Here is a 22,833-nt window from a genome sequence, read left to right as displayed (position 1 = left end):
CTGCGCTCAGTGTCCCCCATTCCGCATGGGGGACACTGGCCGCCCGCGGCACCGCGCCTGACAAGACGTGGCTGGTGAGCGCGTGAGGTGTAGCCCGAGGTGGGGCTGTGTGGAAATAGGGACGTTCAACGTCCCTGTTTCCACACACCCCCTGTCTCCGGCGGTCCGGGTGACGTCCAGCTGGGCGGGACTTCGCATTCGGTGCCGGTCGCGAACCGCGTTTAGTCCTCTAGATGCGGTCGGGACGGGGCCTCGCGCGGCGCCCCATAAAGTAGGCGCATGGCAGCCCCACGACGCACGCAGGAGGAACGCAGCGCCGCGATGCGCGTCAGGCTGCTCGACGCCACGATCGACTGTCTCGTCGAGTACGGCTACGCGGGCACCACGACCACCCGCGTCGCGGATCGCGCCGGGGTGACCCGCGGCGCACAGGTGCACCACTTCCCGACCAAGACCGACCTCGTCACCTCCGCGATCCGGCATCTCGCGGCCAGGCGCACCGAGGTCGCGATGGCCGAGATCGACCGGCTCAAGGCGTCGGCCGACCCGGTCGGGGACGCGTTGCAACTGCTCTGGGAGATGCACCAGGGCCCGGTCTTCTCGGCGACCGTCGAGCTGTGGGTGGCGTCGAGGACCGATCCGGAGCTGCGCGCGCAGATGGCGGTGGTCGAGCCGATCGCGACGAGCAGCCTGGTCGAGTTCGGCAAGGCGCTGCTCCCGGACCATTCGGCGCATCCGGAGTTCCTGCACGCGGTGTACACGGCGATGGACGTCGTCCGTGGCATCCTCATCGCCAGCTGGGCGACCCGCGACCAGGCCGAACTGGAGGCGCGCTGGGAGCGCGGCCGCCGTCACCTGATCCTGTTGTTCGAGGCGCTGATGCAGCCCACTCCCTCTCGCTAGGCGTGTTACTCTCCCCGGGAGAGTGAGGAGGTCACGTGCTCGGAAACCCGTACGATCCCGACTGCCCCACCCGCGCCCTGCTCGACCGCATCGGCGACCAGTGGACCGTGCTGATCGTCGGCGTGCTCGGCGACGGTCCGCTCCGGTTCACCGAGATCGGCAAGCGCGTGCGCGGAATCTCGCAGAAGGTCCTCACCCAGACGCTCCGCAGCCTCGTCCGCGACGGCATCCTGACGCGGACCGCGTACCCGGAGATCCCGCCGCACGTCGAGTACGAGCTGACCGCGCTCGGCCGCAACCTCGCCGAACCGCTCGAGATGCTCGACAAGTGGGCTCGCGTGCACATGGGCGAGGTCCTCGACGCCCGCAAGAGCTACGACGGCCAGCTCAGCGCTTGACCAGACCGGCCTCGTGCGCCAGCAGGCCCGCCTGCGTCCGGTTCGCGCAGTCCAGTTTGACCAGCATCCGCGACACGTAGCTCTTCACCGTCGCCTCGGCGAGGTGCAGCCGAGCCGCGATGTCCGCATTGGACAGTCCTTCGCCTAGGCAGGCCAGGACGTCCGTCTCCCGTTCTGTCAGCCCTTCGGTCTTCCGCCGCGCGTCGTCACCGCGACGCCGTCCGTCGGCCGACATCGCCACCAGCCGTTGCGCGGCCTCGGGGGAGAGCACGGTGTGCCCGTCGGCGGCGACCCGGACCAGGCCGATGAGGTCCTCGGGCGGCGTCGACTTCACGAGGAACCCGGCCGCGCCCGCCCGCAGCGCGCGGATGACGTAGGTGTCCGCGTCGAACGTCGTCAGCGCGACCACCGCGGGCGGGTCCGGGAGTTTCGCGATCCGCTCGATGGCGGTCAGCCCGTCGACACCGGGCATCCGCAGGTCCATCAGCACCACCCGGGGCCGGTGCCGGACCACGGCCTCGACCGCCTCCGCGCCGTCCTGCGCCTGTGCCACGACCTCGATGTCCTCGGCGGAACCGAGGATCGTCCGCAGATGCGCGCAGACCATCGGCTCGTCATCGACGACGACCACCCGGATCACGCATCTCCTTCCGCAGTCGGGACGTAGGCCGGAAGTATCGCATCGACGCGGTACCCGCCGCCCGCTCGCGGCCCGGCTTCGAACCGGCCGCCGATCAGCTCGACACGCTGCCGCAGCCCGGCCAGTCCCGCGCCCGAGCCGCTGTCGGCCAGCGCCGGATCCGGGGTGGCGCCCGCCCGCGTGTTCTCCACGGCGACGTCCAGGCCACCCGCGTGGTAGCGGAGCTCGACGGTCGCTGTCGAGCCCGGCGCGTGTTTGCGGATGTTCGTCAGCGCCTCCTGCACTACGCGGTACGCGGTACGGGCGACCGTCGGGGAGATCCGCCCGGGGTCGCCGCGCACGGTCAGCTCGGTCGGGATGCCCACGGACGCCGATTCCGCGACCAGCGTCGCCGGGTCGCCCGCCGTGCCGTCGGTGAGCGTGCGCGGCTGCGCGTTCGCGCCGTTGCGCAGCACCCCGACCAGATCGCGCAGTTCGTCCAGCGCCAGCGCGCCTTCACGCCGGATGTCCTCGGCGGAGGTCCGCACCGCTTCGTCCGCCGAGACGACGCCGAGCGCGCCGGCGTGCAGCACCATCAGGCTCAGCCGGTGCGTGACGACGTCGTGCATCTCCTCGGCCAGTTTCCGCCGCTCCTCGGCACGGGCACGTTCGGCGAGCAGGTGCTGCTCGCGTTCGGCGCGTTCGGCACGGTCGCGCAGCGAGCGCAGCAGTTGGCGCCGGGCCTCGAAGTACAGCGAAATCGACGTGGGCAGCGCCGTGCCCAGCAGGCCGAACGGGGTCGTGCTCCAGTGCGCGTCCCACGGCCTCGACGCGCAGACCACCAGGATCGCGGTCAGCCAGAGCAGCGTCCGCCGGTCCATCAGGCGGGCCAGCTGGCTCAGCACGACCGGGGTGATCGTCGGGACGGTCATCAGCGTCAGCTGCCGCTCCGGCACCAGCAGCCCGGGGGAGAACAGGTCGGACGCGAGCATCAGCAGCGCTCCCGCCGTGATCAGGCCCCCGACCAGCCGTGGGAACCGGAACAGCAGGATCAGCGAGAGATCGAGGAACACCTGCAGGGTGACACCCGCGGCGGGCCCCGCCCACCCGGTGGTCGGTTCGCCGAACACGTACAGGGTGATGTCCAGGCCCACGAACGCGAGCGCCGCCAGCGTGAGCCACACGGTGTCGACCGGACCGGGCCGGAACGGCCTGCTTTTCTCCACCGGCTCAAGGTAACCAGCAGGGTGTCCCCTCGCCCGGGATCCGCAACTTTCGTCTATGCGGTCACCATCCTTACCCGGTTTCCTCCGACCGGCCGTTCGCGGTGAAGTGGAGATCATGAGCATCGCGACCCAGACAGTCCGAACAGGACAGGAGCAGGCCTTCGCCCGCCTGCCGGTGTTCGTCGTCGCCGCGCTGGCCGGAGCCGCGCTGCTGGCCACGAGCGGCCGGTACGCGCACGGCTTCGACGAGCTGTACTTCCTGATGGCGGGCCGGGACCATCTGGCATGGGGGTACTTCGACCAGCCACCGCTGATCCCGGCGCTGGCCGGGGCGATGGACTCGTTGTTCCCCGGTTCACTGGTGATGCTGCGCCTGCCGATGACGCTGGCCGCGGCCGCCGGGGTGATCGTCACCGCGCTGATCGCCAGGGAACTGGGCGGTGGACGCGGCGCGCAGGTGCTCGCGGCCGGGCTCTACGCGACGTCCGGGACGATCATCGTCAGCCATTGGATCGGCACCTACGTCTTCGACCCGTTCCTGTGGACGGTGATCGTCTGGCTGGTCGTCCGCTGGGTGCGCACCCGCCGTGACGGGCTGCTGGTCTGGGCGGGGGTGGTCACCGCGATCTCGCTGCAGACGAAGTTCCTCATCCCGGCCTTCTGGGCGCTCGCCCTGCTCGCCGCGCTGGTGCTCGGGCCGAGGGAGCTCGTGCGACGGCCGAAACTGTGGCTGGGCGCGGGAATCGCCGTCGTCGCGACGATCCCGACACTGCTCTGGCAGGCGTCGAACGGCTGGCCGTACCTGATCATGAACGACGTCGTCTCGGCGGAATTCCCCGGCACGTGGCCCTTCCTGCGCGACGGTTTCCTGACGGCCGGCGTCGGGGCGGGCGTACTCGCGTTCGTCTACGGCCTCGTCCGGCTGCTCTCTTCGCGTGAACTGCGCGGCTATCGCTTCCTGGGGGTAGCGATAGTCGCGCTCATCGTCGCGTTCCTGGTGCTGCACGGACGTTCCTACTATCTGATGAGCGTCTTCGCGCTGCCGTACGCCGCCGCGGCGACGGGATTCGCGAAGCACGTCCCCCGGTGGCGGCTCGTGGCGTGGCCCGTGATGGTGCTTTCGGCGGCGATCACCCTCGCCGGCCTGCCGATCTACCCGGCGACCATGACCCGCACGAGTTTCGGCCCGATCACCCTCGGCAGCTCCTTCGCCGGAGGTGAACTGCCGCAGCAGGAACTGGTCAAGGCGATCGGCGAGACCTACGCGGCCCTGCCGCCGGAGCAGCGGGCACGCACCGCCGTCTACGCCGAGATCTACCCGTTCGCCGCCGCGACCGAGTTCTACGGTCAGCGGTACGGCATCGAGCACGTCTACAGTGGCCACCGCGGCTACTGGTACTTCGACCGGCCCCCGGAATCCGCGGACAGCGTGCTCTTCCTCGGATTCGATCCGGGACTGCTCAAGCCGTACTTCGCCTCGGTGACACCGGTGGTGGAAGGTCTGCTGTGGCGGTATGACGGCAGACAGGGTTCCTGGGACGAGATCTGGCCCAAGCTGGAAAGGCACTGATGATGACCGAACTTTCCCTGCCCGCCAAGGCGTATCTGCTCTCGTGCAACGTCGGCAAGGACAAACTGCGGGACAGGCACCGGACGGCACTGCTGATCCGCGGTGCCGCGCTGACCGACCTCGTGCTGCGCGGCCGCGTCGCCGACGCGGACGGCCGGGTCGCGGCGTCCGGCGCCGGGCCGACCGGCGATCTCGTCCTCGACGAGATGCTCGCCGAGATCGCCGGTGAGAGCCCCCGCAAGTGGAAGTGGTGGGTGCGCAAGGACGCGCGCGGAACCTTGGAGGCACTGGAGTCCCAGCTGGACACGGCGGGCGTGATCGAACTGAAGACCGGCCGGACACTGGGCCTGTTCCCGTCGCGTCGCCCGATCGTGCGGGACCCCGCCGTCGTCGACAGGCTGCGCGCCCTGGTCGATCAGGCGTTGCGCGGGCCGTCCCCGGCGTCCGATGTGGACGCGAGCGACGCCGCGCTCACCTCGCTGGTGGCCGCCGTCGAACTCCGTGACGTCGTCCCCGGAAAGGTCAGGCGCCAGTACAAGGACCGGATCGAGGAACTGTCGGAACGGGGCGGGGACGCGGTTCCCGCGCTGCGGAAGCTGTTCCGGGAACTGCGGGCGGTGCGGGCGTCCGCTGTGTCTTCAGGAAACGGGGGCTGAGCCGAACAGCCGGTCGAGGTAGTAGTCCACGGTGGACATGGCCTCGTCCGGCGTCCGGTGCTTCATCACGATGTTGGTGCCCTGCGAATCCGCGAGCGCCCAGAGGATCGTCGCTTCGTGCATCGCGTCGGCCGACTTGTCGACATCGCCCGCGTCCTGGCCCTGGCGGATCAGCACGGCGAACAGTTCGAACAGCTGAGGCACGCCCTCGGTGAGCGCGACGCCGAAGGAGGGGTCGGAGATCGAGCGGATGAAGAACGCGACACCCATCAGCCAGTCGCCGCGGCGGCGTTCGTCGAGCGGCAGGATCTCGGCGATGATCGCGCGCAGGATGGCCTTGGGGGTCGAAGGCACTTCGCCCGCGTCCAGCCGGGCTTTGAGGCGCTCCTCGTACATCTGCGAGCGGCGCTCGATGGCGAAGAGCAGCATCTCGTCCTTGGTCTTGAAGTAGTGCTGCACCAGGCCCATCGAGATGCCCGCTTCGGCGGCGACGTGGCGGAGGCTGACTCCTTCGAGGCCGCGCGTGGCCGTCAGCCGCCTGAGCGCCTCGGCGATCTCCACGCGGCGCGCGGCGTGATCTACCTGCTTCGGCACCTTCACCATCCGTTCCGAGGTTTGCAATGCGATCGCATTGCCACTACGGTCCCAGGCTATTACGATGCGATCGCATTGTAAACGAACGTCGGGGGTGAATTCGGTGCAAGCCGATCGGGGGAAGGTGCGGCTGAGGCCGCCACGGAACGTGCTGGATCAGCGGGTCGTGGGCTGGTGGCGGCTGCAGGGGACGCTTTTCTGGGCCTCGCCGGTGCTGGTCCTGGCACTGCTCGGGCTGCTCATCCCGCCCGCGCGGTTCTGGCTGCTGATGCCGGCGGCGGTGTTCGCGGTGCTGGGCCTGGTCTGGGTGATCGCGATGCCGCTGTGGTGGTTCAAGGTGCACCGCTGGGAGGTCACGGAAACCGCGGTGTACACGCGTTCCGGGTTCTTCTGGCAGGAGTGGCGGGTCGCGCCGATGTCGCGGATCCAGACGGTGGACACCCTGCGCGGGCCGCTGCAGCAGGTGTTCAAGCTCGCGACCGTCACGGTCACCACGGCGTCGGCGCGGGGCGCGGTCAAGATCCGCGGGCTCGACCACGAACTGGCCGCGAGCCTGGCGGAGCAGCTCACCGAAACGACGCAGGCGACGCCGGGGGACGCGACATGACCTCGGGTGAGTTCGAAGGCTGGAGCACGCTCGACAAGCGGACGCTCGCCGTCACCGCGCTGACGATGGCCGGTGCGGCCGTCGGGGCCGCGATCCCGGCCACCGTCGCGATCGTGGGCGGCGGCGGGAACTTCTGGGTCACCCTCGCGTGGGTCGTGGCCGGTGGCGTGGTGCTCGTCGGCGGCGGCGTGCTGCTGGACCTGTTCAACTGGAAGGCCGTGCGGTACCGCGTCACGCAGGACCGGCTGGAGACCGCGTTCACGCTGGTCTTCCGTTCGCGGAAGTCCCTGCAACGCGAACGGATCCGCAACGTCGATCTGACGGCCAACCCGCTGCACCGGCTGTTCGGTGTCGCGGTGGTGACGATCGGCACCGGATCGCACGAGTCGGGCGGGCAGGGCCGGATCAAGCTCAATCCGGTTTCGCGCGCCGAGGCCGAGCGGCTGCGCGCGGACCTGTTGCGCCGTGCGGAAATCGCGGAGACCGACGAGGACGCGCCGCTCGCCGAGCTGGACCGGAGCTGGATCCGCTACGCGCCGATGTCGTTCCTGAGCCCGGCGCTCGGGCTCGCCGCGGGTGGCGGGCTCATGCAGGTCTCCGAGTGGGTGGGGCTGCAGAAGGGGCTGATCGACTGGGTGATCGACCTGTTCAGCGGGATCCCCCTGGTGGTGGCGATCCTGATCCTGCTGGCGATCGCGATGGTCGTCGGCGTGGTCGGCGCGCTCGGCCTGTGGATCGAGATGTGGTGGAACTACCGGCTCGACCGCGAAGCAGGCGGCACGCTGCGAGTGCGCCGCGGGCTGTTCACCACGCGCTCGATCTCGATCGAGGAAGCCCGCCTGCGCGGCGTCGACCTCGTCGAGCCGCTCGGGAACCGGATCTCCGGCGCGGCCAGGGTCGACGCGATCGCCACCGGCATGCGGCAGAGCGACGACCAGGACAAGACCGACTACCACACGCTCCTGCCCGCCGCGCCGATCGCGACGGCCAACCGGATCGCCGCGGAGGTCCTGCGCGAGCCGGTCTCGCCGACCGAAGCCGTCCGGCTCGCCGGGCATCCGCGTGCCGCGCGGGGACGGCTGCTGCGCTGGTGGGTCGGTTCGGTGGTGGTGCTGCTGGCGATCTTCGCGGTCCTCGGCTTCCTGCTCACCGACGTCCTCCTGGTGATCGGCGCCGCGCTCGGGGTGGTCCTGCTGCCGGTTTCGGTGCTGCTGGCGCTGGACGCCTACCGCAACCTCGGGCACGGGATCACCGGGCGGTACCTCGTCGGGCGGCACGGGACGGTGCGGCGGAGCACGTTCGCGCTGGAGCGCGACGGCGTGATCGGCTGGACGGTCAAGCAGTCGGTGTTCCAGCGGCGCAAGGGACTGCTGACGGTCGTGGCGACCACGGCGGCCGGTTCCGGGGCGTACTCGGTGTACGACGCGGGGGAGGAGCAAGGGCTGCTGTTCGCCGAGGAGTCGGTCCCGGAGCTGCTGACGCCGTTCCTGGAACGCGCCTGAGGTTCATCGCCTTCACGCGCTTTCTGGCCCCGACACTTCGGCCGCCGCCGAAACGTCCGCTGGCTACCGTCGTGACATGACCGCATTCGCCGCACTGCACGTCCCCGGTTCCCCGCTGCTCCTGCCGAACGTCTGGGAGTTCGGCACGGCCGCCTTCCTGGCCTCGCAGGGCTTTCCCGCGCTCGGCACCACCAGCCTCGGCGTCTCGGCCGCCGAGGGCGAGCCGGACGGCGCCCCGTCCTCGAAGGACGCCACCGTCCGGCTGGCCCGGCGGCTCGCCGGACTGGACGCGCTGATCAGCGTCGACCTCGCCGACGGGTTCAGCGACGACCCGGGCGAGGTCGGCGCGCTGGCGGCGGAACTCGCCGAAGCCGGCGTCGCGGGCATCAACCTCGAAGACGCCCTCGGCGATCCCGTGCGGCACGCGGCCAAGATCGCGGCGGCGAAGGAAGGCGCTCCCGGTCTCTTCATCAACGCGCGTACGGACACGCATTGGCTGGGTGAGCCGGACATCGAGGCGGCGATCGAACGTTCTCTGTCCTATGTGGACGCCGGAGCCGACGGCGTGTTCGTTCCGGGGCTCTCCGGGGCCGAGGACGTCGAGCGGCTGGTGAAGGCCGTCGGCGTGCCGGTGAACCTGCTGTTCCTGCCCGGCAAGGTCACCGTCGACGGCCTGGCCGGACTCGGCGTCGCGCGGATCAGCCTCGGTTCGCTGCCGTACCGGATGGCGCTCGCCGCCACGCTCCGCACGGTGGAGGCCATCCGTGACGGCGGCGAACTCCCGCTGGTCCCACCGTCCTACGACGAAGTCGCGGCCCTGCTGCCGGAATCTCATTAGCCTCGGGAGCATGCAGACCTTCGGAGCCGAATTCGCCGTCCCGCCCGGTTATCTGAACACGCCCAGCATCGGCATCCCGCCGTCGCACGTGGCCGACGCGGTGGCGGAGGCCGTCGAGCGGTGGCGGCGCGGCGAGGCCCGGCCCTCGGACTTCGACGAGCCCGTCGCGCGCACCCGGGCGGGATTCGGCGGGCTGATCGGGGTCCCGGCGGACCGGGTCGTGATCGGGGCGTCCGTCTCGCAGCTGATCGCGAACGTGGCGGCCGGGCTGCCCGACGGCGCCAGTGTGCTGGTCGCCGGGAACGACTTCACCAGCGTCACCTTCCCGTTCGCGGCGCAGGCGTACCGCGGGGTGAAGGTCACCGAAGTCCCGCTGGCCGAGCTGACCGAGCGCGTCGGCGGGCACGACCTCGTCGCGGTCAGCGTCGTCCAGTCGGCGGACGGCACCCAGATCGACCTGGACAGGCTTCGTGCCGCGGCCGAGGCGGCGGACGCGGCGGTCCTGCTGGACGTCACCCAGGCCGCCGGCTGGCAGCAGCTCGACCTCGGCTGGGCCGATTGGGTGGTTTGCGCCGGGTACAAGTGGCTGCTCGCGCCGCGCGGGGCGGCCTGGATGGCCGTCCATCCGCGAGCGCTGGAACGGGCGATACCGGTGGCCGCGAACTGGTACGCCGGGGAAGACCGCTGGCAGACCGTCTACGGCCTCCCGCTGCGGCTCGCGGACGGCGCCCGGTCGCTCGACCTGTCCCCGGCCTGGTTCTCGTTCGTCGGCGCCGCCGCCTCGCTGGACTACCTCGGCTCCTTGGATCTCGACGCCGTCCGCGCGCACTGCGTGGGTCTCGCCGACTCACTCCTCGAAGCGCTCGGGTCACCCGGTCAGGGGAGTGCGATCGTCTCGCTCGACGCGGACGCCGGGAAGGTGGCGGAAGCGGGCATCGTGGCCGGTACCCGGGCCGGAAGGCAGCGATTCGGGTTCCATCTCTACAACACGGCTGACGACGTCGAACGCGTGATAAGCACGTTCAGGTGAACCTCCGGGGCGGCGTGAACTACCGTATGTTCCCGTGGTTGGTGCGCAATTTACCCCGGGAGCGACGGAAACGGCCCGGCTTCAGCCGGTGCGACCGGCAGGGCCGGGCGGGCCGCCGCCCGCCCCGAAGCCGTCGAGGGACACCAAGGCCCTCGCGCTGAAAGGTGCCGGGCTGGTCGCCATCGCGGTCGTCTCGGCCCTGCTCTGGTGGCTGATCCGGCACGAGCCGGAGACGACCCCGGTCGCGGATCCGCCCGCCAAGAGCGGCCAGTTCCAGTACACGCTGATCGAGGGCCCGCAGGTCACCTCCGACTGCGCGAGCAAGGCCTACGGCGACACCAAGGACTTCTTCACCCAGACGCCGTGCACACGGCTTTCGCGGGCGCTGTACACGACCGAGACCGCCGGGAAGAAGGCGCTGGTCTCGGTCGTCCTGGTCACGATGCCCGGCGAGGTCACCGCGACCCAGCTCAAGGCGCTCACCGACAAGGACGGCACGGGCAACGTGTCCGACCTGGTGCGCGACGGCACCTTCAAGGGACAGGGCGTCCCGAAGATCTCCGGGCAGGACGCGGCTTACGACTCCCACGTCACCGGGCCCGAGGTGGCCATCGTGCTGGCCGGTTTCTACGACAAGCAGACCGACAAACCACTGCTGGAGCGGATCGCGACCGACGCCCTGCGGCTTTCGGGTGACCTGCGCCGCTGAGTTTTTCACGCACCTCCCAGTGCTATGAAAGGCCCGTTACTTGCAAATTTTGCAAGTAACGGGCCTTTCATAGCGCGCGCGGGGACCGCTCACCGCCGCCGAAAAGACTTCAGACCGACTGACCCGGCATGGCGATCGCCACCGGGGACGCGCCGAACTCCGCCCGCCAGGCCGTCCCCCGCCGCGCCGACCCGATCAGCGCGTTCAACGCCGTCGTCCGCAGGGCCGCGTCGTCGGTCCGGTCGATCACGCCGAGCCAAGCCGCCGTCACGTCCGCCTCGGCCGTCGCGACCAGTTCCATCGCCGATTTCGCCTCGGTCACCGGCTTCGGCGGCACGTACGCGGCCTCCGGTCCCGTGGGCGTCTGGCCCGCCGCGGAAAGCATCCGTTCGCAGACGTTCCGCCGTTTGACGTGCTCGGCCGTGCCCCGCGCCACCGCACCGCTGAAGGCGGCGGGCAGGTAGGCGCTGACCAGCCCGTACACCCAGATCGCCGCGTGTTCGGTGGCAAGAGCCTGCTGGACGGCCTCAGTGGTCTCCCCGCCGAGCTGGACACCGGCGGGCACCTCGACGGCTCCCGCGTCGTCGCCGCGGCCGAGTTTGTCGGAGCTCTGCTGCAGTGCCGCGCAGCCCGCCGCGATCGACGCGACCATCCCGGCGCGGTAGCGGGGCAGCGAGGGCACGAGCCCCTCGGCCTGCTTGCGTGCCTGGGCGAGCCGTTCCTTGAGCCCGTCCACGGACGACGGCGGGGTCTCTCCCGGGCCCGTCTGTTCCGGCTTGGGGCGGTTGAGCCGGTCCACCTCGGGCTTGAGCGCCGCCGCGTGCGCGGCCCGCGCGGTGGCGACGGACTCGGCTTCGGCGCCGGTCAACGCCTTCGCGCCCGCCGCGTCGGTCTCCGCCGCGCGCAGCAGCGGACCCAGCGGATCGGGGGTTTCGTCGAACCCTGGGGAGCAGGCGGCCGCCAACGGCACGGCCAGCGCGGCCAGCGCTCCCATCCGCAGGAAAGCGCGACGGCTCGGCAAGGTGGGCTCGGTCGATCTTCCGGTCACGCCGCCCCATCCTGCCAGTACCCCGTGCGGGGCCGCCGCTCGCGCGTCACGCGGGGGTCACCAGATAAGCTGGCCCACTACCGAACCCGGATCCACACCGCCGGGTCGCCCACAGCCGAACAGGAGCGCTCCACCGTGCCCAACGACCTCGCCAGCAGGCTGGAGCCCATCGTGGCCGAAGCCGTCAAGGCCGCGGGTTTCGACCTCGATTCCTTCGAGGTCCAGCAAGCAGGCCGCCGCCAGCTGGTCAAGGTCGTCGTCGACGGGGACGACGGCGTCGGACTGGACGAAGTGGCGAGCGTCAGCCGCGCGGTTTCCGCCGCGCTCGACGAGAACGAGCACGTGATCGCCAGCGCGTACACGCTCGAAGTCACCTCGCCGGGCCTCGACCGGCCGCTGACCGTGCAGAGGCACTGGCGGCGCGCGAAGTTCCGCCTCGTCAAGGTCACGCCCGTCGAAGGCGCCGCGTTCATCGGCCGCGTGGGGCACGCCGGCGAGAAGGCCGCGCGCGTGCTCGTCGACGGCGAGATCCGGGACGTCGGTTATGCCTCGGTGGCCAAGGCGGTCATCGAGATCGAGTTCAAGCAACCACCTGCCGAGGACCTGAAACTGTTGGAAACCGATGCGTCGGCCCTGAACGCCGCCACCACAGAGCCGAAGGAGGAGCCGAAGTGAACGTCGACATCGCCGCGCTGCGCGCGATCGAACGGGACAAGGACATCCCCTTCGAGACGGTGATCGAAGCGATCGAGACCGCGCTGCTCACCGCGTACAAGCACACCGAGGGCCACCAGCCGCACGCCCGGATCGACATCGATCACAAGAGCGGCCTCGTGCGCGTCCTCGCGCACACCCTCACCCCGGACGGCCAGACCGACGAGGAGTGGGACGACACCCCCGAGGGCTTCGGGCGGATCGCCGCGACCACCGCGCGGCAGGTCATCCTGCAGCGCCTGCGCGACGCCGAGCACGAGAAGACCTTCGGCGAGTTCTCCGCCAAGGAGGGCGAGATCGTCGCCGGTGTGGTGCAGCGCGACGCGCGCGCCAACGCCCGCGGCATGGTCGTCATCCAGGTCGGCGACATCGAAGGCGTGCTGCCCTCGATCGAGCAGGTCCCCGGCGAGTCCTACGAGCACGGCAACCGGATCAAGGCGTTCGTCGTCACCGTCGCGCGCGGCAACCGCGGCCCGCAGATCACGCTGTCGCGTTCGCACCCGAACCTGGTGCGCAAGCTGTTCGCCCTCGAGGTCCCCGAAATCGCCGACGGCACGGTCGAGATCGCCGCCATCGCGCGCGAGCCGGGGCACCGGACCAAGATCGCCGTCCGCTCGACGGTGCCCGGCGTCAACGCCAAGGGTGCCTGCATCGGCCCGGTCGGCGCGCGGGTGCGCAACGTGATGAGCGAACTCGCGGGTGAGAAGATCGACATCATCGACTTCTCCGAAGACCCGGCGAGGTTCGTCGGGAATGCGCTGTCGCCCGCGAAGGTTGTCTCGGTTCGGGTCGTCGACGAGCGGGCCAAGACCGCTCGCGTCGTCGTCCCGGACTTCCAGCTTTCGCTCGCGATCGGCAAGGAAGGGCAGAACGCCCGCCTCGCCGCCCGTCTCACCGGTTGGCGCATCGACATCCGCAGCGACGCCGCCCCTGAGCAGGGTGATGAAGCACACGCCGGGCAGGCGCGGCCCGCCGCGGCAACCGGTTCGGCTGAGTGAAGGTCGAAGCGCTAGACTTACGAGTGGTTCAGAGCCCGCGGCCGGGAACCGACCTCCAGCGCGACCGGGAAACTCCGGTTCGCACCTGTGTGGGTTGCCGTCGGCGGGCCTTGATCGGTGAGTTGCTGCGAGTGGTCGCGGCGGACGGACGGCTGATCGTCGACGAGCGTCGGCGGTTGCCGGGCCGGGGTGCTTGGTTGCACCCCGTGCCGGACTGTCTTGCCAAGGCCGAGCGGCGCAGAGCGTTTCCCCGAGCACTTCGTGTTCCGGGGTCGCTTGACGCCCAAGGTGTCCACGAACGCCTGGAGCGGCTCGCCGAAAGCTGAAGGCGCCGGGACATCCCCGGTGCCAGTTGGAATCAGGAAGCAGGTCGACCCGTCATGAGTCAGCCGTGAAGCTGAATCAATGAACGCGCGACAATAGGACGAGGTCTGCGGGTCTGCCGCCGGCCTCCCCAGATGAGGAGAGCTGTGCCAGGCAAGGCCCGAGTACATGAGCTCGCGAAAGAGCTCGGCATCACCAGCAAGGAAGTTCTCGCCAAGTTGAAGGAACAGGGCGAGTTCGTGAAGTCCGCGTCGTCCACGGTCGAGGCGCCCGTCGCCCGCCGTCTCCGTGACGCGTACCCGTCCAAGGACGGCAAGAAGAAGCCGGTTCCGACCCCCGGTCCGCGTCCGTCCCCGGCGCCGCCCGCGAAGCCCGCCTCCCCGGCTCCGGCCGCGAAGCAGGCTCAGCCCGCGCCCGTGGCGAAGACCGAGGCCCCGGCGGCCGCCCCCGCGGCGTCCGCTCCGGCGGCGTCGTCGACGTCGGCCCAGGCTCCGGCCCAGCAGCCGTCCCGTCCCTCCACCCCGGGTGTCCGCCCGGGTCCGCGCCCCGGCCCCCGGCCGCCGGCGCCGAAGGAAGAGGTCGCTCCGGCGGCGAAGGCCGCTCCGGCCGAACCCCAGCAGGAGACCCCGGCAGCACCGGCCACCCCGCCGGCGTCCTCGACGCCGTCGCAGGGTTCGGTCGTGCCGCCGAAGCCGCAGGGCCCCAAGCCCGGCGGCCCCAAGCCCGGCCCGCGCACCCCGCGCGTCGGCAACAACCCGTTCGGTGTGGGATCCGGTGCCCCGGCCCAGCGTCCGTCGGGACCGCGTCCCGGCGGCGGGAACCAGCAGGGCGGCGACAACCGTCCGCCGCGTCCCGGTGGCGGCCAGCAGGGTGGCGACAACCGCCCGCCGCGTCCCGGCGGCGGCGCTCCCGGTGGTAACCGGCCGAACCCGGGCAACATGCCCCCGCGCCCGAACCCCGGCATGATGCCGGGCCGCCCGGCCCGTCCGGCCGGTGGTCCCGGTGGCGCCCGTGGTGGCCCCGGCGGCGGAGCCCGTGGTGGCCCCGGCGGCGGCGCTCGTGGCGGTCCCGGTGGCGGCGGCGGAGGTTTCCGCGGCGGTCCCGGTGGTGGCGGCGGCGGTGGCGGTTTCCGTCCCGGCGGCGGCGGTGGCGGCGGTTTCCGTCCCGGTGGCGGTGGCCCCGGTGGCGGCGGTGGTGCCCCGGCCGGTGGCGGCGGTTTCCGCGGCGGCGGCGGTCGTGGTGGCCCCGGTGGCCGCGGTGGTACCGCGGGTGCCTTCGGGCGTCCCGGTGGTCCCGCTCGCAAGGGCCGGAAGTCCAAGCGCCAGAAGCGCATGGAGTACATGGACAACATGCAGGCGCCCAGCGTCGGTGGCGTTCGCCTGCCCAAGGGCAGCGGCGAAACGATCCGCCTGCCGCGCGGCGCTTCGCTGACCGACTTCGCCGAGAAGATCGACGCCAACCCGGCTTCGCTGGTGCAGGTGCTCTTCCACCTCGGTGAGATGGTCACGGCGACGCAGTCCGTGTCGGACGACATCCTCGAGCTGCTCGGCGGCGAGATGAACTACGTCGTCCAGGTCGTCAGCCCGGAGGAAGAAGACCGCGAGCTGCTGGAGACCTTCGACATCACCTACGGCGAAGACGCGGGTGAAGAAGAAGACCTGCAGGTCCGTCCGCCGGTCGTGACCATCATGGGTCACGTCGACCACGGTAAGACCCGACTGCTCGACACGATCCGCAAGACGAAGGTGCGCGAGGGCGAAGCCGGTGGCATCACCCAGCACATCGGCGCCTACCAGATCGAGACCGAGCTCGAGGGCGTCCCGCGTCTCGTGACGTTCATCGACACCCCGGGTCACGAGGCGTTCACCGCCATGCGTGCCCGTGGTGCGAACGCCACGGACATCGCGGTCATCGTGGTCGCGGCCGACGACGGCGTCATGCCGCAGACGGTCGAGGCGATCAACCACGCGCAGGCCGCCAAGGCCCCGATCGTGGTCGCGATCAACAAGATCGACAAGGAGGGCGCGAACCCGGACAAGATCCGGCAGCAGCTCACCGAGTACAACCTCGTGGCCGAGGAGTACGGCGGCGACACGATGTTCGTCGAGATCTCGGCGCGGGAGAACATCAACATCGATGGTCTCCTCGAGGCGATCCTGCTGACCGCGGACGCCGCACTCGACCTCCGGGCCAACCCGGACATGGAGGCACAGGGTGTCGCGATCGAGGCGCACCTGGACCGCGGTCGCGGTCCGGTCGCCACGGTGCTGGTCCAGCGCGGAACGCTGCGCGTCGGTGACTCCGTCGTCGCCGGTGACGCGTACGGCCGCGTGCGGAAGATGGTCGACGAGCACAACGTCAACGTCACCGAAGCGACCCCGTCGCGTCCGGTCCAGGTCATCGGGTTCACCTCGGTGCCCGGCGCCGGTGACACGTTCCTCGTCGTCGACGAGGACAGGGTCGCCCGGCAGATCGCCGAGCGGCGTTCGGCCCGTACCCGCAACGCGCTCAACGCGTCGCGTCGTAAGCGGGTCAGCCTCGAAGACCTCGACGAGGCCTTGAAGGAGACGAGCACCCTTAACCTGATCATCAAGGGTGACAACTCCGGTACGGTCGAAGCGCTCGAAGCCTCGCTGATGCAGCTGGATGTCGGCGAAGAAGAGGTCGAGCTCAACGTGGTCCACCGCGGTGTCGGTGGCGTCACGGAGTCCGACATCGACCTGGCGACCGCGTCCAACGCGATCGTCCTGGGCTTCAACGTGCGGGCACAGGGCAAGGCGACCGAGCGGGCCACCCGCGAGGGCGTCGACGTCCGGTACTACACGGTCATCTACCAGGCGATCGACGAGATCGAAGCCGCGCTCAAGGGCATGCTCAAGCCGATCTTCGAAGAGGTCGAGCTGGGCAAGGCCGAGATCCGCGGGATCTTCAAGTCGTCGAAGGTCGGCACGATCGCGGGTTGCATGGTCATCTCGGGCGAGATCCGGCGTAACGCCAAGGCGCGTCTCCTCCGTGACGGCAACGTCATCGTCGAGAACCTGCCGATCAACTCGCTGAAGCGCGAAAAGGACGATGTCACCGAGGTCCGCGAGGGCTTCGAGTGTGGTCTCACCTTGGGCAGCTACAGCGATTTGAAGCTCGGAGACGTCATCGAGACGTACGAGCAGCGCGAAAAGCCGCGTGCGTAAGTGACACGGCGGCGCTCCCCCGCATCTGGGCGGGGGAGCGCCGCTTCACTTCTATCCAACCCAGAACCCCCATGTTCGTAGGAGCTCTTGAGCTCGACATCCTGCTGGGCGACGTTCACTCGCTCAAGCAGAAGCGATCCGTGATCAAGCCGGTGCTGGCCGAGGTGCGCAGGCGTTTCGACGTCTCCGTCGCCGAAGCCGGGCAACAGGACCTGCACCGGCGGGCGCTGATCGGTGTGGCCGTGGTCGCGGCGACTGGCGAGCACGTCCGGGACGTGCTCGACTCGTGTGAGCGCTTCGTGGCCGGAAGGCCGGAGTTGGAACTGCTCTCCGCCCACCGCCGGCTGCTCGGCTCGGATGACTGAGCCTGTTGGCGAAGCTGAGATGTGACCGGAAAGGTGACCATGCGCATGAACCCGCCCTGCCGAAGGCCCGCTATCGCGGTGGCAGGACGCCCTGGTCGCCTGGCGTGACGTCGATGACCAGGCAGCGTCCTGCCGACGTCGATCGCGGTCGCGGGTTCACCGACAGACACTGACGGAAAGATCTTTCGAGGAGAAGAATCCCATGGCCGACCCCGCTCGGGCCCGCAAGCTCGCCAAGCGGATCTCGCAGATCGTCGCGCACGCGATCGAGCACGACATCAAGGATCCGCGGCTCAACCACGTGACGATCACCGACACGAAGATCACGGCCGACCTGCACGACGCCACGGTCTACTACACGGTGCTCGGCGAGAACCTGGAGTCCACGCCCGATCACGCCGGTGCCGCGGCGGCGCTCGAATCCGCCCGTGGCGTGCTGCGCACGAAGGTCGGACAGGGCACTGGAGTCCGCTACACTCCGACGCTGGCCTTCGTGGCCGACAGCATCCCTGAGGACGCCAAGCGCATCGAGGACCTCCTCGCGAAGGCCAGGGAAGCCGATGCCGAGGTCGCCCGCCGGGCGACAGGGGCACAGCACGCCGGTGAAGCCGACCCGTACAAGCCGCCGCGGGAAGAGGCCGAAGACGATGAGTTCGCCGATGAGGAGACCCGGGGCTGAGCGAGTGAGCCACGCCGTGACCCGGCGTGGCCTGCTGCTCGGGGCCGCGGCTCTCGGGGGCACGGCACTGCTTTCCGCTTGTGGTACCGGAAGAGCACCCCTGATGGGGCCACCACCGGTGGCCCCGCCGACCAGGCCGACCCCGTTGACCGAAGCGGTCACGGTGCAGAAGATGCGCTCGGCGGCCCGGAACCGGGACGTCAACCTGGTCATCATCGCCCCTGACGGCGTGTCCCGGGTCGGGCTGTCCGTCTGCGTCGCCCTGCACGGGCGCGGGGCGGACGCCCGGACGTTCCTGAACCTCGGTGTGCAGGACGCGCTGAACAAGGCCGTCTCGGCCGGCATGCCCGCCTTCGCGGTGGCCGCGGTCGACGGTGACGACTACTGGGTGGACGTCGGCAAGGGCGACGACCCGCAGCGCATGCTGTCCGCCGAACTCCCCGGCTGGCTCGCCCAGCGCCAGCTGCGGCCGCCGACGGCGATGTTCGGGATCTCGATGGGCGGTTTCGGCGCACTGCGCTACGCCCGCGACCACAAGGACCTCAAAGCCGTCGCCGTCGCGAGCGCCGCCCTGTTCGTGAGCTGGCCCGATGCCAAGTCCCGCAAGGTTTTCGCCGATCGCGCGCAGTGGGAATCGCATGAGCCGCTGCTGCACACCGACGACCTCTCGGCGGCGTCGACAGGGGTGTGGTGCGGGAACTCGGATCCCTTCGCCCGGGCCGACCGCAAGCTCATCAAAGCGCTCGATCCCGCCGTCGCGAAGATGTCCCCCGGTGAGCACAACGACGACTACTGGCGCGAGATCATGCCCGAGGTGGTGAAGTTCGTGGGGGACCGGATGGCCTGACCGTCGCGCCGCTTCCCCCTCACCGACGCTATGAAAGGCCCGTTACTTGCAAAATTTGCAAGTAACGGGCCTTTCATAGCACGCGCCGCACCCAGAGGACTACTTGCGCGGAAGCCCTTGCGGGTTGATCTGCGACGCCTCCACGGCCTCGTTCCCCAGGTTCCAGCGCTTGAGCACCTCGGCGTACTGGCCGTTGGTGAGCACGCTCTGGATGGCCTGGCGCAGCGGCTCGGCGAGGCCGTTGCCCTTCTTGGTCATCGCGGCGATGTCGGCCGGGATCTGGCCGCCGCCGGACACCGTCCCGACGATCTTGGTCTGCCCGTCCACGGCGACGTGGTACGAGGCCGTGGGGTTGGGGCCCGCGTAGGCGTCGATCCGGCCGGACTGCAGCGCCAGGTAGTAGTCGGTGGTGTTCTGGAAGTACTGGAACTCCACCGGCTTCAGGCCCGCGGCCTTGTTCTGTTCGTCCCAGCGCACCAGGATCTGCTCCTGGTTCGTCCCGGAGCCCACGCCCACCTTGAGCCCGGCGATGTCCTTGGGCTCCTTCACGGTGACGTCGCGGTTCTTCTTGACCTCGAAGGCGATGGTGTCCTTGCGGTAGGTGGCGAAGTCGTACTTGTCCTTCCGTTCCTCGGTCACCGTGATGTTGGAGAAGCCGGCCGCGTACTGGCCCGTCTCCACCGAGAGGAACAGGTTCTCCCAGGACGTCGCCTGGAGGTCGAGTTCCAGGCCCAGCACGTCCGCGACCAGTTGCGCGATGTCGATCTCGACGCCGATCACCGTCTTGTCGTCGTCGGCGCGGAACGACAGCGGGGGAGTGCCGTTGCCGGTGGTCCCGACGGTCAGCTTCCCGGTGTCGCGCACCGCTTTCGGCACCAGATTCGCGACGGCGTCGACCTTCTGCGCGCGGATCCGGTTCTGCTGCGCGGTGATGTTGATCCCTTCGGTCCCGGGCAGCGGGGCGGCGGGTGCCGCGGCTTCGGTCGTCCCGCACGCGGCCAGCGCGACCGTGGACAGGAGCAGGATCGGGTACAAGAGCTTCTTCACGGTGGTACTCCCGGGTTTTCTCAAAGGACCTTTTCGAGGAATGCTTTGGTGCGGGGATGTTCCGGCGTGTCGAGGATCCGTGCGGGCGGGCCCTGTTCGACGACGCGGCCGGCGTCCATGAACACCACGGTGTCGGCCACTTCCCTGGCGAAGCCGATCTCGTGGGTGACGACGATCATGGTGGTGCCGTCGCGGGCGAGTTTCTTGATCACGTCGAGTACCTCGCCGACCAGTTCCGGGTCGAGCGCGGACGTCGGTTCGTCGAACAGGAGCACTTCGGGGCGCACCGCGAGCGCGCGGGCGATCGCGACCCGTTGCTGCTGCCCGCCGGACAGTTGCCGCGGGTAGGCGTCCGCCTTGTCCACGAGCCCGACCAGCGCGAGCAGTTCGCGCGCGTGGGCCGTCGCCTCCGCACGGGAGCGGCGTTGCGCGGAAACCGGTGCCTCGACGATGTTTTCCAGCGCCGTGAGATGCCCGAACAGGTTGAAGTTCTGGAACACGAACCCGATCCGCGTGCGCTGCTTGAGGATCTCGCGCTCGCGCAGTTCGTGCAGCCGGTCACCCGAGCGCCGGTACCCCATGAGTTCCCCGCCGACGCTGATGAAGCCGCGATCGGCGCGGTCGAGATGGGTGATGAGCCGCAGCAGCGTGGATTTCCCGGAGCCGGACGGGCCCAGCACCACGGTGACCTCGCCGGAGCGGACTTGGAGATCGACCCCGTCGAGCACGGTGAGCGGGCCGAAGGCCTTGTGTACGCCGCGGACGTCCACCTTGAAGTCGTCGCTCATCGGGTCGCCGCCTTCAGTCTGGCGAAGCCGGCGCGGGCCTTCTGCAGGGGAGTGGGCGGGACGGTGCGCAGGGCGCCCTTGGCGTAGTGGCGTTCGACGTAGAACTGCGCCACCGAAAGGAGCGTCGTCAGGAGCAGATACCAGGCGGTGGCGACCAGCAGGAGCGGGATCACCCGGCCGCTGCGGCTGTAGATCACCTGCACCTGGTAGAAGAGTTCCGGCAGGGCCATCACGTACACCTGCGAGGTGTTCTTGACCATGCCGATGATCTCGTTGGCCGCGTTCGGCACGATCGAGCGCATCGCCTGTGGCAGCACGATTCTGCGGAACTGCCTGCTCGCCGGGATGCCCAGCGCCGCGGCCGCCTCCCGCTGTCCCTGATCGACCGCGAGGAATCCGGCGCGCACGATCTCCCCGGAATAGGCGGCCTGGTGCAGGCCGAGACCGAGCCCGGCCGCGAGGAACGGCGGGATCAGGCTCATCGTGTCGAACGAGACGAACGACGGTCCGAACGGGACGCCGAAGGAGATCTGGTTGTAGAGAATGGCGAGGTTGTACCAGAAAAGCAGCTGCAGAATGAGCGGGACCGACCGGAAGATCCACGTATAGGTCCAGCTGACCGAACGGAGGAGCGGATTCCGGGAAATGCGCATGAGCGCGAGAACCGTGCCCAGAACGAATCCCGCGACTACGCCGAATGCCGTCAATTCCACGGTCAGGACGACCGAAGAGAGAACGGCGTCGGCGAACAGGTAATCGGCGACGACCGACCATTCCCAGGCCTGGTTGGTCACCAAGGCGTGGCCTGCCATGGCCACCAGGACCGCGACCACCGCGGCGGCCAGCCAGGTCAGTGGCCGCCTGGCGGGCACGATCCGCAATCCTTCCTCCGGCCGGGCAGGCGCCGCGGGTGGCGCTTCTAGGTCACTCGTCATCAGGCACCTGTCTCCCGGGAAAAGGGCAGCATGAATCAACCGAAAGCGGAAAGATCGAAAAGGAAATGCCGTCGACGCGGCATGGATCGCCGTGTTCCTTGTCGTCGAGCCGACTTTAGGAAGGTGTGCCCGTTCCGGTCAACGAAGCCGGTTCCGGTTCCAAATGCTGGAAACGCCCGCGGGTCAGGCCGGTTTGGCCGCGACGATCAGGTCCCGCACGATAGCCTGGTCCACCCGGTGCGAGAACTCCGCGAACGGGCCGTCCTCGCGGACTTCCAGCCCCGCCTTGTCCAGGATCGCGGCGAGTTCCTCGCGCGGCGCGACGTTGGTGTTCCAGGAGATGCCGAGCGCGCCGCCGGGCCGCAGCACCCGCGTCCACACCGGGACGGCGGCCGCGAGCAGGTCCCGCGGGCTGCGCGCGAGCGACGCGTCCTGCGTGCGGTGGCTGCCGTGCTGCACGCCGTACGGCGCGTCGGTGACGATGAGGTCCACGGAGTTCGCCCGCAGCAGTTCGTCCGTGGTGAGGGTGTCGCAATTGAGGTAGCTCAGCTTGCGGACGTCACCCGCCTTGTACTGCTCTTTGGTGATCCCGAAACCGATGTCGAGCCGCCTGCCGAGCCGGACCTTGTTGCGCCGCACCTGACCGGACTCCGCGGTGTGCTTGATCCGCTTCTGCTTCAGCCAGGTCTTGACGAACATCTCGTAGGAGTCGAAGTCCTTGCCGTCGACGTCGAGGCCGGTCGCGTCGAAGCCGTACATCATCGCCTGGTTCAGCGTGGTGCCGCGGCCGCACAGCGGATCCAGCAGGTGCAGCGGCTTCTCCAGCATCGCGGCCGGGTCCGCTGTCGACAGCAGGGTGATGTTGACGAGGAGTTTGGTGAACAGCTCGTTCGTCTTGCCCGGGTACTTCTGGATGGTCAGCAGGTCCGAGTCGAAGTTCGCGAGCGGGGTGATCGTGACCGGCTTCAGGACGCCGTCGCCGAGTTCGAACAGCGCGTACAGCGCGGAAAGGTTCGAGAGGAGCGCGAGATCGCGCTCGCTCAGCGGGGCGGGCGTGGTGAAGGTGAGGTAGCCGACACCGCCGAGTTCCGTCTCGCCGATCTCGGAGATTTCGGTCTCCAAAGCGGACAGACCGAACACCGCCAGCTCCGCGCGCAGCAGGGCCGGAGTGGAGTCGGTGTAGACCCGGTTGGCGGACGGGTAGATCAGGATCGCGTACTCGGACATCCCGAAGAGCGTAGCTTGACT

General features: G+C 69.6%; 23 protein-coding genes and 1 pseudogene. 16 read left to right on the top strand and 8 right to left on the bottom strand.

The window, feature by feature from the left end:
• Nucleotides 1–321: 321 nt before the first annotated feature.
• Entirely contained in the window at nucleotides 322–903 is a 582-nt protein-coding gene (locus tag ACLJPX_RS25995; RefSeq protein ID WP_101606268.1) for a TetR/AcrR family transcriptional regulator, read from the top strand.
• Nucleotides 904–938: 35 nt separating this feature from the next.
• Nucleotides 939–1,301 carry a winged helix-turn-helix transcriptional regulator gene (locus ACLJPX_RS25990; RefSeq protein WP_101606269.1) on the top strand — a complete coding sequence of 121 codons (363 nt, stop codon included), beginning with the start codon at nucleotides 939–941 and terminating at the stop codon, nucleotides 1,299–1,301.
• Here the strand turns inward: ACLJPX_RS25990 and ACLJPX_RS25985 are convergent.
• The gene (locus tag ACLJPX_RS25985; RefSeq protein WP_221472726.1) at nucleotides 1,291–1,908 is read right to left on the bottom strand and encodes a response regulator transcription factor; all 618 of its coding nucleotides are present in this window, start codon (nucleotides 1,906–1,908) and stop codon (nucleotides 1,291–1,293) included. The genes ACLJPX_RS25990 and ACLJPX_RS25985 overlap by 11 nt on opposite strands.
• A gap of 7 nt (nucleotides 1,909–1,915) precedes the next feature.
• Nucleotides 1,916–3,146, bottom strand: a pseudogene (locus ACLJPX_RS25980) (sensor histidine kinase).
• 115 nt (nucleotides 3,147–3,261) lie between these two features.
• On the opposite strand from ACLJPX_RS25980, the gene ACLJPX_RS25975 reads away from it, so the two are divergent.
• Together ACLJPX_RS25975 and ACLJPX_RS25970 are read left to right on the top strand one after the other, a co-directional pair.
• A complete protein-coding gene (locus ACLJPX_RS25975) occupies nucleotides 3,262–4,716 on the top strand; it encodes an ArnT family glycosyltransferase (protein ID WP_410602449.1) in 1,455 nt (484 codons plus the stop codon).
• Between the two features lie 2 nt (nucleotides 4,717–4,718).
• Nucleotides 4,719–5,372, top strand: a complete 654-nt coding sequence (locus ACLJPX_RS25970; RefSeq protein WP_410602447.1) for a GOLPH3/VPS74 family protein — start codon at nucleotides 4,719–4,721, stop codon at nucleotides 5,370–5,372.
• On the opposite strand, the gene ACLJPX_RS25965 is transcribed toward ACLJPX_RS25970, so the two are convergent.
• On the bottom strand, nucleotides 5,355–5,975 hold the full coding sequence (locus ACLJPX_RS25965; protein WP_410602445.1) for a TetR/AcrR family transcriptional regulator: 621 nt from the start codon (nucleotides 5,973–5,975) through the stop codon (nucleotides 5,355–5,357). The two genes, ACLJPX_RS25970 and ACLJPX_RS25965, sit on opposite strands and share 18 nt — an antisense overlap.
• Nucleotides 5,976–6,030: 55 nt before the next feature.
• Here ACLJPX_RS25965 and ACLJPX_RS25960 point away from each other — a divergent pair, with 55 nt between their 5' ends.
• The 5 genes from ACLJPX_RS25960 (at nucleotide 6,031) to ACLJPX_RS25940 (ending at nucleotide 10,652) form a co-directional block, all read left to right on the top strand.
• The gene (locus tag ACLJPX_RS25960; RefSeq protein WP_410602443.1) at nucleotides 6,031–6,573 is read left to right on the top strand and encodes a PH domain-containing protein; all 543 of its coding nucleotides are present in this window, start codon (nucleotides 6,031–6,033) and stop codon (nucleotides 6,571–6,573) included.
• Nucleotides 6,570–8,075, top strand: a complete 1,506-nt coding sequence (locus ACLJPX_RS25955) for a PH domain-containing protein (RefSeq protein WP_410602441.1) — start codon at nucleotides 6,570–6,572, stop codon at nucleotides 8,073–8,075. The genes ACLJPX_RS25960 and ACLJPX_RS25955 overlap by 4 nt, the downstream gene beginning before the upstream one ends.
• A gap of 76 nt (nucleotides 8,076–8,151) precedes the next feature.
• Nucleotides 8,152–8,913: an isocitrate lyase/phosphoenolpyruvate mutase family protein gene (locus ACLJPX_RS25950; RefSeq protein WP_410602439.1), complete on the top strand. Its 762-nt coding sequence runs from the start codon at nucleotides 8,152–8,154 to the stop codon at nucleotides 8,911–8,913.
• Nucleotides 8,914–8,923: 10 nt separating this feature from the next.
• Nucleotides 8,924–9,943: an aminotransferase class V-fold PLP-dependent enzyme gene (locus ACLJPX_RS25945; protein ID WP_410602437.1), complete on the top strand. Its 1,020-nt coding sequence runs from the start codon at nucleotides 8,924–8,926 to the stop codon at nucleotides 9,941–9,943.
• 88 nt (nucleotides 9,944–10,031) lie between these two features.
• On the top strand, nucleotides 10,032–10,652 hold the full coding sequence (locus ACLJPX_RS25940) for a hypothetical protein (RefSeq protein ID WP_410602435.1): 621 nt from the start codon (nucleotides 10,032–10,034) through the stop codon (nucleotides 10,650–10,652).
• 109 nt (nucleotides 10,653–10,761) lie between these two features.
• Here the strand turns inward: ACLJPX_RS25940 and ACLJPX_RS25935 are convergent, their stop codons facing one another.
• A complete protein-coding gene (locus ACLJPX_RS25935) occupies nucleotides 10,762–11,700 on the bottom strand; it encodes a ferritin-like domain-containing protein (protein ID WP_410602433.1) in 939 nt (312 codons plus the stop codon).
• 135 nt (nucleotides 11,701–11,835) lie between these two features.
• Here ACLJPX_RS25935 and rimP point away from each other — a divergent pair, with 135 nt between their 5' ends.
• The 7 genes from rimP to ACLJPX_RS25900 all read left to right on the top strand — a co-directional run bounded on the left by rimP (nucleotide 11,836) and on the right by ACLJPX_RS25900 (nucleotide 18,815).
• Nucleotides 11,836–12,375 carry a ribosome maturation factor RimP gene (gene rimP, locus ACLJPX_RS25930; RefSeq protein ID WP_101606278.1) on the top strand — a complete coding sequence of 180 codons (540 nt, stop codon included), beginning with the start codon at nucleotides 11,836–11,838 and terminating at the stop codon, nucleotides 12,373–12,375.
• On the top strand, nucleotides 12,372–13,412 hold the full coding sequence (gene nusA, locus ACLJPX_RS25925; RefSeq protein ID WP_101606279.1) for a transcription termination factor NusA: 1,041 nt from the start codon (nucleotides 12,372–12,374) through the stop codon (nucleotides 13,410–13,412). The genes rimP and nusA overlap by 4 nt, the downstream gene beginning before the upstream one ends.
• The gene (locus tag ACLJPX_RS25920; RefSeq protein ID WP_410602430.1) at nucleotides 13,409–13,738 is read left to right on the top strand and encodes a YlxR family protein; all 330 of its coding nucleotides are present in this window, start codon (nucleotides 13,409–13,411) and stop codon (nucleotides 13,736–13,738) included. The genes nusA and ACLJPX_RS25920 overlap by 4 nt, the downstream gene beginning before the upstream one ends.
• Nucleotides 13,739–13,882: 144 nt before the next feature.
• On the top strand, nucleotides 13,883–16,924 hold the full coding sequence (gene infB, locus ACLJPX_RS25915; RefSeq protein ID WP_410602428.1) for a translation initiation factor IF-2: 3,042 nt from the start codon (nucleotides 13,883–13,885) through the stop codon (nucleotides 16,922–16,924).
• A gap of 71 nt (nucleotides 16,925–16,995) precedes the next feature.
• On the top strand, nucleotides 16,996–17,289 hold the full coding sequence (locus tag ACLJPX_RS25910) for a DUF503 domain-containing protein (protein ID WP_410602426.1): 294 nt from the start codon (nucleotides 16,996–16,998) through the stop codon (nucleotides 17,287–17,289).
• Between the two features lie 202 nt (nucleotides 17,290–17,491).
• Nucleotides 17,492–17,968, top strand: coding sequence for a 30S ribosome-binding factor RbfA (gene rbfA / locus ACLJPX_RS25905; protein ID WP_101606283.1), 477 nt, complete (start codon nucleotides 17,492–17,494; stop codon nucleotides 17,966–17,968).
• On the top strand, nucleotides 17,949–18,815 hold the full coding sequence (locus ACLJPX_RS25900) for an alpha/beta hydrolase (RefSeq protein WP_410602424.1): 867 nt from the start codon (nucleotides 17,949–17,951) through the stop codon (nucleotides 18,813–18,815). The genes rbfA and ACLJPX_RS25900 overlap by 20 nt, the downstream gene beginning before the upstream one ends.
• 99 nt (nucleotides 18,816–18,914) lie before the next feature.
• Here the strand turns inward: ACLJPX_RS25900 and ACLJPX_RS25895 are convergent, their stop codons facing one another.
• The 4 genes from ACLJPX_RS25895 to ACLJPX_RS25880 form a co-directional block, all read right to left on the bottom strand.
• Nucleotides 18,915–19,862 carry an ABC transporter substrate-binding protein gene (locus tag ACLJPX_RS25895; RefSeq protein WP_410602422.1) on the bottom strand — a complete coding sequence of 316 codons (948 nt, stop codon included), beginning with the start codon at nucleotides 19,860–19,862 and terminating at the stop codon, nucleotides 18,915–18,917.
• A gap of 20 nt (nucleotides 19,863–19,882) precedes the next feature.
• Nucleotides 19,883–20,650: an amino acid ABC transporter ATP-binding protein gene (locus ACLJPX_RS25890; protein ID WP_410602420.1), complete on the bottom strand. Its 768-nt coding sequence runs from the start codon at nucleotides 20,648–20,650 to the stop codon at nucleotides 19,883–19,885.
• On the bottom strand, nucleotides 20,647–21,585 hold the full coding sequence (locus ACLJPX_RS25885) for an amino acid ABC transporter permease (RefSeq protein ID WP_410602418.1): 939 nt from the start codon (nucleotides 21,583–21,585) through the stop codon (nucleotides 20,647–20,649). Before ACLJPX_RS25885 ends, ACLJPX_RS25890 begins: the two co-directional genes overlap by 4 nt.
• A 183-nt stretch (nucleotides 21,586–21,768) precedes the next feature.
• Nucleotides 21,769–22,812 (bottom strand): TRM11 family SAM-dependent methyltransferase, encoded by a 1,044-nt coding sequence (locus tag ACLJPX_RS25880; RefSeq protein WP_410602416.1) that lies wholly within the window; start codon nucleotides 22,810–22,812, stop codon nucleotides 21,769–21,771.
• Nucleotides 22,813–22,833: the final 21 nt, after the last annotated feature.

The organism is Amycolatopsis sp. lyj-90, from assembly GCF_046549035.1.
Taxonomy (GTDB): Bacteria; Actinomycetota; Actinomycetes; order Mycobacteriales; family Pseudonocardiaceae; genus Amycolatopsis.
The sequence above is the reverse complement of the archived record's forward strand: the minus strand, read 5'-3'. Positions and strand labels throughout refer to the sequence as shown.

Coding starts and splice junctions, on each gene's coding strand:
- ACLJPX_RS25995 (WP_101606268.1), top strand. CDS start 322: ATGCGCGTCAGGCTGCTCGACGCCACGATCGACTGTCTCGTCGAGTAC.
- ACLJPX_RS25985 (WP_221472726.1), bottom strand. CDS start 1,908: ATGGTCTGCGCGCATCTGCGGACGATCCTCGGTTCCGCCGAGGACATC.
- ACLJPX_RS25975 (WP_410602449.1), top strand. CDS start 3,262: ATGAGCATCGCGACCCAGACAGTCCGAACAGGACAGGAGCAGGCCTTC.
- ACLJPX_RS25970 (WP_410602447.1), top strand. CDS start 4,719: ATGACCGAACTTTCCCTGCCCGCCAAGGCGTATCTGCTCTCGTGCAAC.
- ACLJPX_RS25965 (WP_410602445.1), bottom strand. CDS start 5,975: ATGGTGAAGGTGCCGAAGCAGGTAGATCACGCCGCGCGCCGCGTGGAG.
- ACLJPX_RS25960 (WP_410602443.1), top strand. CDS start 6,031: ATGCGATCGCATTGTAAACGAACGTCGGGGGTGAATTCGGTGCAAGCC.
- ACLJPX_RS25955 (WP_410602441.1), top strand. CDS start 6,570: ATGACCTCGGGTGAGTTCGAAGGCTGGAGCACGCTCGACAAGCGGACG.
- ACLJPX_RS25950 (WP_410602439.1), top strand. CDS start 8,152: ATGACCGCATTCGCCGCACTGCACGTCCCCGGTTCCCCGCTGCTCCTG.
- ACLJPX_RS25945 (WP_410602437.1), top strand. CDS start 8,924: ATGCAGACCTTCGGAGCCGAATTCGCCGTCCCGCCCGGTTATCTGAAC.
- ACLJPX_RS25910 (WP_410602426.1), top strand. CDS start 16,996: ATGTTCGTAGGAGCTCTTGAGCTCGACATCCTGCTGGGCGACGTTCAC.
- rbfA (WP_101606283.1), top strand. CDS start 17,492: ATGGCCGACCCCGCTCGGGCCCGCAAGCTCGCCAAGCGGATCTCGCAG.
- ACLJPX_RS25900 (WP_410602424.1), top strand. CDS start 17,949: ATGAGGAGACCCGGGGCTGAGCGAGTGAGCCACGCCGTGACCCGGCGT.
- ACLJPX_RS25890 (WP_410602420.1), bottom strand. CDS start 20,650: ATGAGCGACGACTTCAAGGTGGACGTCCGCGGCGTACACAAGGCCTTC.
- ACLJPX_RS25885 (WP_410602418.1), bottom strand. CDS start 21,585: ATGACGAGTGACCTAGAAGCGCCACCCGCGGCGCCTGCCCGGCCGGAG.
- ACLJPX_RS25880 (WP_410602416.1), bottom strand. CDS start 22,812: ATGTCCGAGTACGCGATCCTGATCTACCCGTCCGCCAACCGGGTCTAC.